The sequence below is a fragment of the Candidatus Cloacimonas sp. genome (assembly GCA_035403355.1).
Taxonomy (GTDB): Bacteria; Cloacimonadota; Cloacimonadia; order Cloacimonadales; family Cloacimonadaceae; genus Cloacimonas.
Genome location: DAONFA010000008.1, coordinates 13,606 through 28,266, shown reverse-complemented (window position 1 = coordinate 28,266; position 14,661 = coordinate 13,606). Strand labels below are relative to the sequence as shown.

Genomic DNA, 14,661 nt, shown 5'->3' with positions numbered 1-14,661 from the left:
GGTTTATGTAAAAAATAACTTCAAGTATCCCCTAAAGGAAGGGAAAGCAGGTAGAAAATGATTTTAGACATTCGCTTAAACGGAATTAAACATACTTTGCTGGAGCTGGATAAACCCGCTCCGCTCACCGATATTATAAAAAGAACGACGATAAATAAATCCCTGATCTTAACCATTAAAATAAATCATCAGGAATATGTCAATGAAGATTACGCCCCGGATAGGGAAACCCTGATTGATTGCCTCACCTATTCACACCCGGAGGGCTATAGAATTTATCAGGATAGCACTATCTTTATTATGGCTAAAGCACTATATACTTTGATGGGAACCGAGCACTCTCTGGTTATTGAACATTCCATTGCGGACGGTGTTTTTTGCGAGGTATTCAATTCGCAGAATTTTACGGAAGAGGATTGCAGTCGGTTGAAAAATGAGATGCAGAATATTGTTAACAGTGATTTACCGATAGAAAAGATTGTAGTGAAAACGGATGAAGCACTGGATATTTTTAGTTCTATGGGACGCAAAGATGTGCTGAAAAACCTGAAATACCACTATCAGGAAAATGTGGAAATATATAGATGCGGAAAGTATTATGATAGCTTCAGTCATCCTCTGGTGGAAAGAACAGGCAAAATAAAGAGCTTTGATATTGTTTATAGAGCTCCCGGATTTATTTTAAGGTTTCCCAGTCGGGATGATAAAATGGAAATCAATCCCTTTCAACTTCCTGCCAAATTATTCTCTCTGCACCAGGAACAGGATAAATGGCTGGATATTTTACGCGTACATAATATAATAGACATCAATAAACTAATTGATAACTATGAGGTCTCAGAATTCATTCAGGTGGAAGAAGCGCTGCACGAGAAAAAAATTGCGGAAATAGCTGCCGATATTGTTACCCGGCAAGAGGTGAAAATTGTGTTAATTGCAGGTCCTTCCTCCTCCGGAAAAACTACCTTTGCCAAACGCTTAGGCGTTCAATTGCAAGCGTGTAAAGCAAAACCTGTGGTTATTGGAATGGATGATTTTTTCCTGCCCCGGGATAAAACCCCCCGAAAACAAAACGGGGAATACGATTTTGAGTCCATCTATGCTTTAGACCTGGATTATTTGAATTTGCAGCTGAATCAATTGCTGGAAGGAGAACAGATAGAATTACCCCGCTATGATTTTACCAGAGGAGTTCGGCGTCACAGCAATAATTTCGTAAAACTCACTTCTAACAGCATTATTGTAATGGAAGGTATTCATGGATTGAATGAAACATTAACTGCTTCCATTCCTGCCCATAAAAAAGTGAAAATTTATGTAAGTGCCCTCAATCAGTTGAATTTAGATAATCATAACCGGATTTCTACAACCGATTGCAGATTGCTTAGAAGAATTATTCGCGATCATCGTTATAGGGGTTACAGCGCTGAAGAGACATTAAGCCGTTGGCAGGATGTGCGTGAAGGTGAAGAAAAGAATATTTTTCCCTATCAGGAAAATGCGGATTATATGTTTAACAGCAGTTTAACTTATGAAATTGGCGTAATTCGTAAATATGCCTGGAAATTGCTATTGAGGGTTTCTCCTTCCTCTTCTGCCTATATGGAAGCTAAGCGTCTTTCCGGTTTAATTGCCAATTGTAAAGATATTGCCGATTCTCTGGTACCGTATAATTCTATTATCAGAGAATTTACAGACGGCAGTATTTTCCGTTATTGAGGTTTTAAGTGTCTAATATCCATATCCTTGCTGAAGATGTTCGGAATAAAATTGCCGCCGGGGAAGTTATTGAACGTCCTGCTTCGGTAGTGAAAGAACTGGTGGAAAATGCTATTGATGCAGGTGCCGATAGTATTATCGTAGCTATAGAAAATGGTGGTAAAGACCTGATTAGAGTAATAGATAACGGTTGCGGAATGAGCTCTGATGATGCAATGCTGGCTTTTGAACGCCATTCCACCAGCAAAATAAAAACCGTGGAAGATATTATTCATATTGATTCTCTGGGTTTTAGAGGTGAGGCGCTACCTTCAATTGCTTCTGTTTCCCAATTGCATTTAGTAACCCGGACAGCTGAAGAGGAAATGGCTACCATTATAGAATTTGCCAATGGTAAATTACTGAATGTAGCCAAAACCTCTGCTAACACTGGAACTGCCGTAACGGTTAGAGGATTGTTTAAAGACCTGCCGGCAAGGCGAAAATTTTTAAAAACGACTCCTGTGGAAGCCAGACATATTTATAAATATATTCATTATCAGGCATTGGTGTATCCCGAAATCAGTTTCCGGTTAGTGATAGACGATAAAGAAAAGCTGAATTACATTGCTTGTTCGGATAGAAAACAACGCCTTGAAGAGGTCTTTGGCGGTGGTTTTTTTGAGGATGATATTATTCCCGTTCAGGGTGCTTATTCTGATTATTCCGTAAGCGGGTATATTTTCGGTTTGGAAGATAGGTCAGATAAACTTATTGATGCCCAATATACTTTTATAAACGGACGCTATATCTTTGATAAAACCGTGAGGCACAGTATTAAAGCTGCCTACGAACCTTTTATTTTAAAAACCAGCGCTTGGCAAAAAGGAACTACACCTCCCTATATAATCTTTTTGGATATTCCGCCGGAACAAATTGATGTGAATGTGCATCCTGCTAAAATGGAAGTGCGTTTTCGGGAAAACAACCTGGTGCATTCTTTGGTTCTGGAAACGCTTACTAAAGCACTCCGGGCTTATGAAGACAGCAAATTTGCCAGTGCCCGCGATAAATTTCAAAATGCTGTCTCAGGGGAAAAAGCCACTTCCCTGGAACGCGATATCTTTGTGCAAAATATTAAAGTTCCGCAGTTCTCTGCTTACAAAAAGGAATTTGGAGAGCTTTTCCAGGATGACCTTTTCCAACAGGAAAATAGCTCTTCTCCTGATGAAGTTATGCCCGTTTTGAACCTGGACAAAGAAGAAAACGAAATCCAGGATATATTTACTGACCAGCCCACGGAGCAGCAGAAATATGATATTTTACTGAAAAATGAAGAGGACTACATCAATCCCTGGCAGTTTCATAATACCTATATCTTTTTTCAGGTAGAAGACGGTTTAGTAGTAATTGACCAGCATGCTGCTCACGAAAGAATAATTTTTGAAAGATTGATTCAACGCAGTGAAGGAGCCCCCGCGGTGCGGCAAAAACTGCTTATCCCTTTGGTGATAGATATTCCACCCTATATTGCTGCCGAAATTAAAGAGCTGGTGGAAGCAAATCTGGAACTATTGGAAAAGGTGGGTTTTACTTTAAAAAAATTTAGCGGCGATTCCCTTGTGATTGAAGAAATCCCTGCAGAACTAACGGACTTTGCCAGTGGAAAGGTCTTTATTGAAATATTGAAGCAACTGGAACAGGAACTGGAAGTGAATACCGATTTCAGAGTTAGTTTGGCAAAATCAATTGCTTGTAAAGCGGCAATAAAAGCTAATCATAAACTTTCCCGTAAAGAGATGCTGAATTTAATCAATCAGCTTTTTGCTTGTCAGACGCCCTATTTTTGTCCGCATGGCAGACCCTTGATGCTCAAAATTCCGCTAACTGATTTTGAAAAGAAATTTAAACGCACTTTATGATTCCGGTAATTACGATTGAAGGTGCTACCGCTTCAGGGAAAACAGCTTTAGCCATAGCGCTGGCGGAAATATTGAATACAGAGATTATTTCTGCTGATTCCCGTCAGGTCTATCGCTTTCTAAATATCGGCACCGCTAAAGTTACCAAAGAAGAACAACAAAGAGTTAAACATCACTTAATAGATATTATAGACCCCAATGAAAGTTATAATGCAGGCACTTTCGCAGCCGATGCTTCTATGATTATTGAAAAACTGTATTCTGAAGGTAAAATTCCTATTATTTGCGGAGGGACGGGTTTATATATCAAAGCGCTGTTGAAAGGACTTTTTACCCTGCCTCCTTTACCGGAAGAAATTAGACAAAATTTGAAACAACGCTATAAAGAGGAAGGTCTTGCTGCTTTGTATTCTGAATTGCAACAGCTTGATCCCGATTTTGCCGGTAAAATAAACGAAAATGATACCCAACGCATTTTACGCGGTTTGGAAGTTGCCTTGGGTACGGGGCTTCCCTTATCGGAACATTGGCTTAAGCAAAAAGCGGATTGTAAATATAACGCTTTCCGTATCCTGATAGATATTCCCCGTCCGCAACTATACCAACGAATTAATCTGCGAATGGAAAAAATGCTGGCTCAGGGCTTGCTGGATGAAATTGAAAACCTTTTTGCCTTGGGTTACACGGAAAATTCACCCGGGCTTAAATGTCTTGGTTATAAGGAATTTTTGCCTTACTTCCAAAAAGAAGCGAGCTTGGAACAGTGCACTATCCTGGCTGCCCAACATCAACGAAACTATGCTAAAAGACAGATTACCTGGTATCGGAGGGGCACCTTTGATTTGACTATTTCTTCTGCAGGCATCACAGTTTCCACACCGCTATAAGCAATTCTTTAATATCAGCTCACTTTCAATTTGACAACCTACCCTGTCTTGATTAAATTATTCTTTATAATATAATCATACCGAAAAAAGGATAGGTTAAGCCGAGGTGGTAAATGCCAATAGTAGCCAAAGTATTTGAATTTGAAATAACCCGGGTAGATTTGGAACGCGAATGCGCAAAAGTTAGCGGTGCTGAACAGCAAAAATGCCTGGAAGGAGCTTTAAAGCGTTTGATAGATAGATGCCTATTGCTCTATAAAGCAATTGAAACAGGCATAAAAATAAGTGATACCGAATACGATAACGCTATATGGGAACTTCTGGATAAAGAAGATACCCTGAAACTCTGGAGCACTTCGCTGGAAGAATTATCTCCCCAGGAGATGGAAAAACTCCTAAAACAGAACTTGATGATTAACAAATACATCAATTCCGTGTGCCCGCAAAATATTCCTGTAACAAACGCTAAAATTCAGGAATTCTACGAAGAACAAAAAGAATATTTTTTAAAACCGGAACAGGTGCGCTGCTCGCATATCCTGATTAGCGATAACAACGAAGAAAGCAAAGCTAAAGCGATGCAGCTTCGTAAACAAATTCATAACGCAAATAGCTTCATTTATTACTGCCAAAAATATTCCGATTGCCCCAGTAATACTGTCTGCGGAGATTTGGGCTGGTTTCCTAAAGGAAAAATGATACCTGAAATTGAAGAAGTTGCCTTTTCCTTAAAAATGGATGAAATCAGCCAGCCATTCAAATCCCCTTACGGCTATCATATTTTGATGAAGACAGGTCACAAAGATAAAGAATATATTCCCTTTGAAGAGATTAAAGATTCCCTGTATGCCAGGGTGCAACAAATTGAAAGAGAATACCGGCTTTTAAGACATCTGAATGAATTGCACCGGAAATACGCTGCAGATATTGTTATTTATACATTGTAAGGGAAAAGTAGCCACCGAAAAAAGATGAGGGCACGCAGATTACGCAGATTACGCAGATAAAAAAAGAGAAATTAGCCACCGAGGACACCGAAAAAAGATGAAGGCACGCAGATTACGCAGATTACGCAGATGAGAAAAGAGAAAGTAGCCACCGAGGACACCGAAAACACCGAAAAAAGATGATGGCAGGCAGATTACGCAGATAAAATTAGAGAAGGATAATTGAAATTGAGGAATATGGCTCTTTCTAATACTACTCCCAATAGTATATTTCCCGCTTCACCGAATAGTTTTGACTGGCTTTATAGTTATATTAACTACAAGGAATTACGGTTGATTTGCTTATGTTAGTTCTTTTCTTTTTATTACTGCCGGTTTTTTTTGGCTTTGCCGTAACGCCCTCTTGACCTCTTGCCCTCTTGACTTCTCGACCTCTTGACCTCTCGACTTCTTGACCTCTTGACCCCTCGACCCCTCGACCTCTCGCCCTCTTGACTTCGTTTGCGATTTCTCTTGACAGAAACAATCGCCAATCCAAAATGGGATAAATAAATACTTATATCTAAGAGAGGATAAAAATGCCACAACACAAATCACCTATGAAAAGAATGAAGACGGACACCAAAAGAGCTGCTCGTAATAATTATGTAAAGAGCACTATCAGAACTCTTTCCAAAAAGATTCATAACACTACTACCGATGAAGAAAAGGATAAGATTTTAGCAGAACTCTATTCCAAACTTGATAAAGCAGCTAAAAAAGGTGTTATTCACCATAGAACTGCCTCCCGCAGGAAAGCTCGTTTAGCTGATTATGTTAATAAAACCAAGATAGAAAAGAAATCCTGAATTCCGATTCAGGTTTCCTAAATAAGAAATATTCACCAGTAATAAGGATTTTTCTTGAAACGCAGGCGTTCAATCTGGCTGCGTATTATACGATTTATTGTTATTATCCATCTATGTTTTTGGGGGATAGTGGCTTTTTTATCGCTGTTGTATAATTTTGTTAATCCTCCGGTAACACCTTTGATGTTACAAAGATATTTAGTGCGTGGTTATCCGCTGCACAAAAGATATTATGTTCCCCTGGAAAAGATTCCTGATAGTGCCCAAAATATGCTGATAGCCATTGAGGACGGCAATTATTACAAGCATTTCGGTTTTGAGTGGAAAATGGTGAAAGAAGCATACAAACGCAATAAGAAAGCGGGGAAAATTCGTTTTGGAGCCAGCACTATCAGTAATCAGCTTGCCCGCACTATTTTTCTTACTACAAACAGGAGTTATCTGCGTAAATATCTGGAAATTCAGGCAACGGTGATAATGGAAATTTGTATGAGCAAAAAGAGAATGCTGGAGCTCTATTTTAACTATGTGGAATGGGGGAAAGGCATTTACGGTATTGAAACTGCTTCCCGATATTACTATGGTAAAAGCTGTAGTTCTTTATCCCGCACTCAGGAAATGAAACTTATCAGCATTTTAACCAATCCTGTTCGTTACACGCCGCAAACCTACTACAAATCACCCTCTGCCATGCAAAGATATAACCTGCTGCAAAGGTATTTTTAATGGATGAAAAATTCCTCTACCATATTTGGGATGAAGGGCACCTGGCTGCAAATCTGAAAACGGTTAGCGGTAAAGACCTGAAAGTGAATTACCAGGGTCAATTCAATACTTTTCGGGGTCCCGATTTTGTTAATGCCATAATTTCTATTGAGGGAGAGGACTTACAGGGGGCAGTGGAAATTCATATAAACACTCAGGATTGGATTAAACACTCTCATCAGGAAGATGTATTTTACAATCAGGTTATTTTACATATTGTCTTGAATAATGACAGCCCTTCTCCCTTCACGATGAAAGAAAATGGTGAACTGGTAGAAATTCTGGAATTGAAGAATCAGCTGTCCGCTGAAATTCAAAAACTGCTTGCTGATATTGGTGATAAGACCTTAGCCAGCGGCAGTGATTATTGCGATCTGCTTTCTGCTATTGATAATGACCGATTACTAAGCATTTTATCCTTCTCCGGAAAACAGCGTTTTATGGGTAAAGTGCGCAGATTTAATGCTTCCCTGTCTTTAAGCGATTTTGATCAAATTCTCTATGAAGGAATGATGGAAGCTGCCGGCTATGACAAGAATAAATTCAATCTTTTTCAACTGGCGCAGAACATTTCCTTTGCCAAATTGAAAGAATGGTATAAAGAGGGACTTACAACTGAAGAAATGATTAGCATCTTTGTTGGTTCTTCCGGGTTATTAGCCAAAAGTCGTAACCGTTTAACCAATGAGCTTTATGATACTCTTGCTTCTGCTTTTGAGAAACAGAAATTCTATGCGCGTAAAATTAATACGGATTGGCAACTTTTTCGTATCCGTCCAGGAAATCATCCGGTTTTTCGTCTTATTCTATTAAGTGAATTTCTCTATCACTGTTTACAGGAAGGGGTTTTAAATTTCTTTCTCAATACCGTTGAAGCAGACAAACCCAATCCGCAAAAAAGATACCAGGCATTTTGTAAACAGTTTAAACCTAAACAGGAAGGATTGATGCCAAATAACCCTGGCTTGGGTATTACCGTTATCAACAACATTTACATTAATATTTATCTGCCCATTCTCTATCTTTACTATCAAAAACTGGCAAGGACAGAAATGACGGAATCCGTTCTGCAATCATATATAACCTTTAAAGCCCTGCCGGAAAACTATATCACCCGCTTTATGTGCAATCATATAAATCCCGGTCAAGTTAGCGCTGTAAACAAACAAACCCTTTACCAGCAAGGTCTGATAGATATTTATTACCGCTTTTGCCGTTATCACCTCTGTTCTGAATGTGTAAGGCAAACCTGAAAATATGTAAATCTGGATTGTGAGCTCTTTTTTTAGAAAAGCGTGTTTGGGATTATTTACCGGAACCGCTTTTTCATAAAGCAGATTCCAAATCGGAATAAAGATTATCTATGGGTTTTTGTAATTCCAAAGTTTTAATTAGAGCAGTAGCAATTTTACAAACAAGGATAGGATCTTCCAGAGTTCTGCCTTTACGGTCTTTCAAGTATTTTGCCAGAACTTGATAACCTCCGATGGAAAAATTCCATACCTCTTCGCTGATGCCTTCAAAATATTTATACTTGTTGATCCTGATTGTTCTCTCCGCAGGATTATATAAAACCTTTTCCACACTATCATCTGGTCCGGTTCCCTGATATTTAACAACTGGAGGATCAAGCAGAGGACTTTTTAATAGATGCAAATCGGCAAGTTCCTTACCCAGATTTGCTAATTTGGAAAAGAGAGAATAGTTCTCTGTAAAAGGTATTCTTGGGAAGTCAATTCTTAAATATTCAGCATATTTCCGACGGTAGATATTACTATGTAGAACAGCATAAATATAAAAAAATAATTGCTCCGGTTGGAATTTCTTTCCCCAAAGGGTCTTAAAATGATTTAAAACCTCTATAGAGTAATTAAATGCTTTATTCTTCTCAGTAATAATTTCTCCTTGGGGAGGATCATTAACAATTTGCAGAGGATAAACATAGCTTATTTCACTTGTATTATTAGAGATAACGCAACTTTCAGTAATGCAATTACCTATAAAGATATGTTGCCAATTAGCAGAAGTTTTTACCTGTCTAACAGAAATCAATGCAATGTTTTCTTTCAGTAAATGCTGCATAACGGCTTTTCTGGTTCTACAATGAAATCCCCTGCTATTACCTGTATAGTATGTATAGCGGATATCAAAAGGTCGGTATAGAATAGGTACAATATTTTCATCTTTCAATCCGCTATCTTTAAGATCTTTTTGAGCTAAACTAATTTTCCAGTCACGCGAGTCCTTTCTGAGTTTATAAGCGATTCGGGCTTCACTGGCATCCAGAGAAGCAAAATGGTGAATAGTTTTCCGGACTTTTTCTTTTGTGGGCTGGATAGTTAATGCATCGCGGGAGGTAACTACTCCTACACTATTTAAAGGAAATATTTCCGGTAGTGAGCTCCACTTAAGATAATATTCATAATTGCTTGTTTCGGGCTTAAACAAATAAAAAGGACTATGAGGCGAAATCGGTTGATAATTTTCAGCTTTGAATTCGGTATTATTTAACCAGCTATATTTTTCTTCCCGTAAACCGTAAAGTTCGTAATGGCAAATATGTTTTTTAGCTTCAGGTTTTTTCACCATCAGCACAATAGCGGTTCCTTGTTGAATATCAAAAACATTTTCGTCCTTTGTGCCTTCCGGTGTCTTTTCTTTCTTTTTGGAATTTCCATGCAAATCCAAAATATAGATTTCATCAAAGGTGGTTAGTAAACTTTGCCGCATACCTCTAAAAGTAGGATTATCCAGATAACCGTGATTAGTTATCATACCTACAATACCTTTGCCGGCTTTACTTATTTTCCATTGGGCAAAGCGCAGAAATTTTACATAATCATCCTGAAGCCATTTAGGATTTTTTTCCTGGAGGGGTTTGCCATCAACTTTATAATAACTTTGTGCCCCGTCTATATCTGCTTTAAGTAAGTTATCTATCCATTTATTTTTATTTTCGCTTTCTCCGCTATAGGGAGGATTACCCATAATTACTAAAATCGGTTCCTGGTCTTTAATTTTATTTGCCAGGATGCATTCCTCCGTAATATCAAATAAAAAGGGTAACTCTATTTGTTCAGGAATATCCGGTTCCAAAGTATTGGATAGGTATAGTTGAAAACGTTCTTCTTCGGAAATCGGATAACCCAATTCCGTTAGTAAGTAACTAATTTTTAAGTGTCCTACAGTATAGGGTGCCATCATTAGTTCTATTGCATAAAAATGGGGGAGAATATGCTCTTTAATAAGTTTATTTATAGAACCGCTACCATATTTCGTTTTAAATTCCTGCACTGCTATCTTTATTGCTTCAGCGGGAAAAGTTAAAGTTCCGGCAGCGGGATCAAGTAAAGTAACTTCAGAAGATGCAAGACCCTCCGATAATCCAAACCGGAGCTTAAGAAGAGTATTAACGCTGTGAACAATATAACGAACAGCCGGTTCGGGAGTATAATAGACCCCGCGTTTTTCTCTCAATTCAGGATCATATTCATTTAAAAAGGTCTCGTAAAAATAGACAATAGGATCCAGACCTTTGCCTTCTATATAGTATTTATGTAAGATACTGTTAACATCGGTAACATAAAGAATTTCTGCTATATCATCTATCAAAACCTGCAAAGCTTTAGGCGGTTCTTCATAAGATATGAATTTAAAAATATTCTTTAAGATCCCTAAAGTATTGGGAATGTATTTATAAATCAGTTCCCGATTAAATTCACCTTGGCTGCGAGTTCGGGCTGCGAAAATACCATAAGTTAATGTTTGAGCATAAAGATCAGCAAATTGATGCTCAGTTAGATTATTGATCAGCAGCCGTTTGAAGGATTCGTAAAAGTTAAACAGCATTTGTTTTTGCTGCTTTTTTTCTTCTTCAGCAAGTTCAAGCAAAATAACCTCATCTCTTAAGAATCTGGTTTTCCTCGCTAAGATAGAAGCAAGCTCTTTGGGACTTTCAATAGCCGGTATATGAAAGTTGAAATAACTTTTTAAAAGATTCCCAAAAGCATCTGGGTTTTCTACAGGGGGTGTCTTTTCCATAGTAATAGCGTTTATGGCTCTACCAATCGTAATTCTATTTACAATCTCGCCGTGTTGAATTAGCCAGAATTCATAAAAATTGGTTAAAATCAAATTTGGAAAAGTAGCAGTATAACGCTTTAATTGTTCACTGCTATAGATAAGTTCAAGATTGGTCTCTTGAGGATGTTTGGCTTCAATGTAACCGATAATATGATTTTTCCCGTTCCAAATTCTGAAATCCGGATTTCCCGCCTCTGTTTTTTTGGGAAGGATGGTAATGGCAAAATCGCTCAAATTGTAAATTTCAGCTGCTTGACGCATAAGGTCTGCCAATACTTCATAGAAACTTTCTTCCCGCGCATCGCCGCGATTTAGAACTCCCTGTAAGCTATTAAGATAATCTTTTAATATTTTTTCCATTTATACCTTATAAAGCTAAGCCCGATTTTCGTCAAACATTTTCTTGATTAACTATAGGAACGCTTAACTATGCTATAGCTATAGGTATAAGGATTCCAGTTTTAAATTTGGTAACCGTGTTTTTCGCTTGGTTAAATAAAATACAGCTATAAATAAACCGGGCTTTTTGTGTTTTTTTCACAAAACAATTTGACAAATAACCAGAATGCATAATTATGTTATTATTAGCAATAAAGAGGTTTGCATAAATCCGATATGGCAAAACCTGTAATCTTTGTGGCAAAGGGGAATTTATCTTCCCATTTTACCCTAATTGCATTATTTTGAGCTAAGTTATTATAAAAAAGGAGAACAAAATGGAATACACCGCAGCAGCGATAAACTTTTTTCAAAGCCGAATTGAGGCATATCTGAATATTTGGGAAAATTCTTCTTTAGAGGATATGCGAAGGGATCAAAACGAAAAACAGCATTCCCCTTTAAATGTGCGGAAGGCATTATTTCGTCAAGCTATTGGAGGTCATTTAACTGACGGGCAGGAATATCGGATCCTCAATCAAGACCTAAAGTGGTATCTGCATCCGGAGTTTGAGAGTTTTAACAAAGAGATTAAGGATTATATTGAAAAAAATTTAGACGACAAAGAACTTCTTCATTACTGGGATAAAAGAGATTATGAAGAAATCAAACCGGAAGATTTACAAGGACCTTTTGAGAGAGAGTTTAATTGCTGGAAATATGTAAATCTGGATTGTGACGATCCTTTTTTAGGGCAGGATGAAGCTATTGTTTCTTTACAGTCGCGTTGGGTTTTGCATTGTGCCTATCAAGCCAATAAACTTAATGAAGAAGAAATCAAACAGTTAGTCAAGCTGGATTTGGATGCCCTTGTATGCAAAAATGTTGTTTTTTTCAATTTCTTTGAGCTGAAGTTAATAACGGATTTTTTACTGGAACAGGGTGTTTGGGATCATTTACCGGAGCCGCTTTTTCAGAAAGCAGATTCCAATATCAACTCTAATCCGAAGGTGTAAAGAATCTCTGAGGGAAAATAATATACGGAAGAAGCGGAGAATTCTAAGTTCTGCTCATTATGATAGTTCCTTTCACATATCTTGTTAATAATTCTATTTGGCAGAAGGGCAATGTTGATTATATTTACTTTTAGGAAGATGGAAAAGTTCTGCAATGAAAGTTGTAGCCCACGGGCTCCAATCTGTCGCAATAAGATAGCTTTTTTATGAACAAAACTTGGACTATGATTGACAAAATGAAGATAATGCATTTGTTTGTATATAATAACATAGATTGTGAGAAACGAGGACGATAAAATGTTCTCAAACAACCTGAAAAACAACGAGTTGGAATGGACACTAAAATTCTGTAATCAACTCAGAATAGCTGAAGTCATTTCAGGATGCATTAACTTTATTATCCAGCAGCAAATGAAAATAAGGTTCCGGTAAAAAAATATGGAAATGCCAAATTAAAATAGAAATTGACAAATATCATAGATTAGATTCACTATAATTTATAAAATCGGTGCTAAGAGGTAAAATCATGAGACAAAAACTTTTCATATCTCTACTCCTACTATTTATGGTATCCGGTATGCTTGCTCAGGAACGATACATCAGGAATATTCCCATTATTTTGCCATATCCGGACTTCATTTGGTATCAATACACTTCAAAACAGATATTTCCCTGTCCGGATGGAGGAGTTATGGTATTGGGTGACTGCACAGGCCAGTATGAAATGGACCCTGACAGGTATGCAGCGGATTGTGGAGTGATAAAATTGAATGCAGAGGGTAATTGCGAGTGGCAATGGTGGAGTCGTGACTTTAATTGTGAGAGCGCACCCCAGATTATTGGAATAGACCAGGAAGCTGATGGTACGGTAAACTTTCTGATTAATACTCCTCCTGAGCATAGCCAGATCGGTTGGATAGACCCACAGGAGAATTATTCTTTGGAGGATATCCATCTTCCCAATTGCGTACTAAATAAAGCACTCAGGTTGCCCAATAATGATATCTTTGCTATTGGAAGGATATACGATTATAATAGTCCCCCATTTTATGGGGTTCATGCGCTTTTTATGCACTTGGATTCCTTGGGAGATACTTTATCAACCTGTCATTACCCACCGGACACATTATGGGTAGTTTCAAATCTCGGTCTAAAATGGGCACAGGCCTATGATATGGAGTTAGACACAGATAATATGCCTGTTTCCACCTGTCAGTTTACAGACCGCTTTGCCAGCGTTGTAAAAACCGACTGGGATGGTAATTTGATTTGGCGGAGGGACACAAATACTGCCCATACTGATGAAATCAAAATCCCAATAACAAAATTACCTCTTACAAATGAATTGATATTTGGTTATAATGCTTATAATAATGGACTCTGGAACCAATTCTGTATATATCAAGTTTTACCTGATGGCTTAGATAGTTTATTCACTATTCAAATGACGGATTCAACCTGTGTGGGAAGTTATTATTCTATGATTGGCTATAATCAAGGGATATATTTATCAGGTTATTATGGCGATTCTGAATGGACACTTAACGCTCATGAGTATATTTCCAGCTATAATCTGACTGGAGAAGCTATATGGACATGGTCATATTCCTCAATGTTGAATTTTAGACAATGCACAGATTGCATAACATTGTTGCCCAATAGTAACATTATTCATGTATTTAGCAGTTGGTCATTCGGAAACGATGGATTAACGGTAGTTACACTACATCCGAATGGGACACCAAATGATGATGAGTATATTCAAAAGCCAATTAATAAAATCCTCGCTTATCCAAATCCGATGAGGTCTTTTCTTAATATTGATTTTAAGCTTGAAAGAAATACTACACAAGCTACTTATCAACTGCAGATTTATAATATCAAAGGGCAGTTAGTCAGGATGATAAATCTTGATAAGAAATCTGGCAATATATACTCTTCCGTCTGGGATGGGACAGATTTACATGGCAAATTATGTGCTAACGGGACATATATATTACGACTTGATAGCAATAATAACACAACATCATCAAAGATAGTTCTGATAAAATAGGAGAAACAATGCGTAGATTTCTGTTAATTATTTTATTCGTATTAGGTCTATTGCAAGAAATGTA

11 protein-coding genes are annotated in these 14,661 nt (G+C 37.6%); 10 read left to right on the top strand and 1 reads right to left on the bottom strand.

All coding sequences use genetic code 11. From position 1 onward, the window contains the following. The first annotated feature begins 57 nt into the window (after window positions 1–57). The 8 genes from PLE33_03605 to PLE33_03570 all read left to right on the top strand — a co-directional run bounded on the left by PLE33_03605 (window position 58) and on the right by PLE33_03570 (window position 8,320). On the top strand, window positions 58–1,719 hold the full coding sequence (locus PLE33_03605) for a nucleoside kinase (protein HPS60329.1): 1,662 nt from the start codon (window positions 58–60) through the stop codon (window positions 1,717–1,719). 8 nt (window positions 1,720–1,727) lie between these two features. Then, window positions 1,728–3,620, top strand: a complete 1,893-nt coding sequence (mutL, locus tag PLE33_03600; protein ID HPS60328.1) for a DNA mismatch repair endonuclease MutL — start codon at window positions 1,728–1,730, stop codon at window positions 3,618–3,620. Then, window positions 3,617–4,507, top strand: a complete 891-nt coding sequence (miaA, locus tag PLE33_03595; protein ID HPS60327.1) for a tRNA (adenosine(37)-N6)-dimethylallyltransferase MiaA — start codon at window positions 3,617–3,619, stop codon at window positions 4,505–4,507. The genes mutL and miaA overlap by 4 nt, the downstream gene beginning before the upstream one ends. 113 nt (window positions 4,508–4,620) lie before the next feature. Then, complete coding sequence (locus PLE33_03590; GenBank protein HPS60326.1) at window positions 4,621–5,454, top strand: peptidylprolyl isomerase; 834 nt, start codon at window positions 4,621–4,623, stop codon at window positions 5,452–5,454. A 222-nt stretch (window positions 5,455–5,676) separates the two neighbouring features. Beyond that, window positions 5,677–5,805: a hypothetical protein gene (locus tag PLE33_03585; protein HPS60325.1), complete on the top strand. Its 129-nt coding sequence runs from the start codon at window positions 5,677–5,679 to the stop codon at window positions 5,803–5,805. A gap of 227 nt (window positions 5,806–6,032) precedes the next feature. Then, window positions 6,033–6,302: a 30S ribosomal protein S20 gene (gene rpsT / locus PLE33_03580; GenBank protein ID HPS60324.1), complete on the top strand. Its 270-nt coding sequence runs from the start codon at window positions 6,033–6,035 to the stop codon at window positions 6,300–6,302. Between the two features lie 54 nt (window positions 6,303–6,356). Beyond that, window positions 6,357–7,028: a monofunctional biosynthetic peptidoglycan transglycosylase gene (gene mtgA / locus PLE33_03575; GenBank protein ID HPS60323.1), complete on the top strand. Its 672-nt coding sequence runs from the start codon at window positions 6,357–6,359 to the stop codon at window positions 7,026–7,028. Continuing rightward, window positions 7,028–8,320: a DUF2851 family protein gene (locus tag PLE33_03570; GenBank protein ID HPS60322.1), complete on the top strand. Its 1,293-nt coding sequence runs from the start codon at window positions 7,028–7,030 to the stop codon at window positions 8,318–8,320. Before mtgA ends, PLE33_03570 begins: the two co-directional genes overlap by 1 nt. A 73-nt stretch (window positions 8,321–8,393) precedes the next feature. Here PLE33_03570 and PLE33_03565 read toward each other — a convergent pair whose 3' ends face one another. Continuing rightward, window positions 8,394–11,510 (bottom strand): N-6 DNA methylase, encoded by a 3,117-nt coding sequence (locus PLE33_03565; GenBank protein HPS60321.1) that lies wholly within the window; start codon window positions 11,508–11,510, stop codon window positions 8,394–8,396. Between the two features lie 356 nt (window positions 11,511–11,866). On the opposite strand from PLE33_03565, the gene PLE33_03560 reads away from it, so the two are divergent. After that, window positions 11,867–12,544 (top strand): hypothetical protein, encoded by a 678-nt coding sequence (locus PLE33_03560; protein ID HPS60320.1) that lies wholly within the window; start codon window positions 11,867–11,869, stop codon window positions 12,542–12,544. A gap of 565 nt (window positions 12,545–13,109) precedes the next feature. After that, window positions 13,110–14,597, top strand: a complete 1,488-nt coding sequence (locus tag PLE33_03555; GenBank protein ID HPS60319.1) for a T9SS type A sorting domain-containing protein — start codon at window positions 13,110–13,112, stop codon at window positions 14,595–14,597. The last annotated feature ends 64 nt before the right edge of the window (window positions 14,598–14,661 follow it).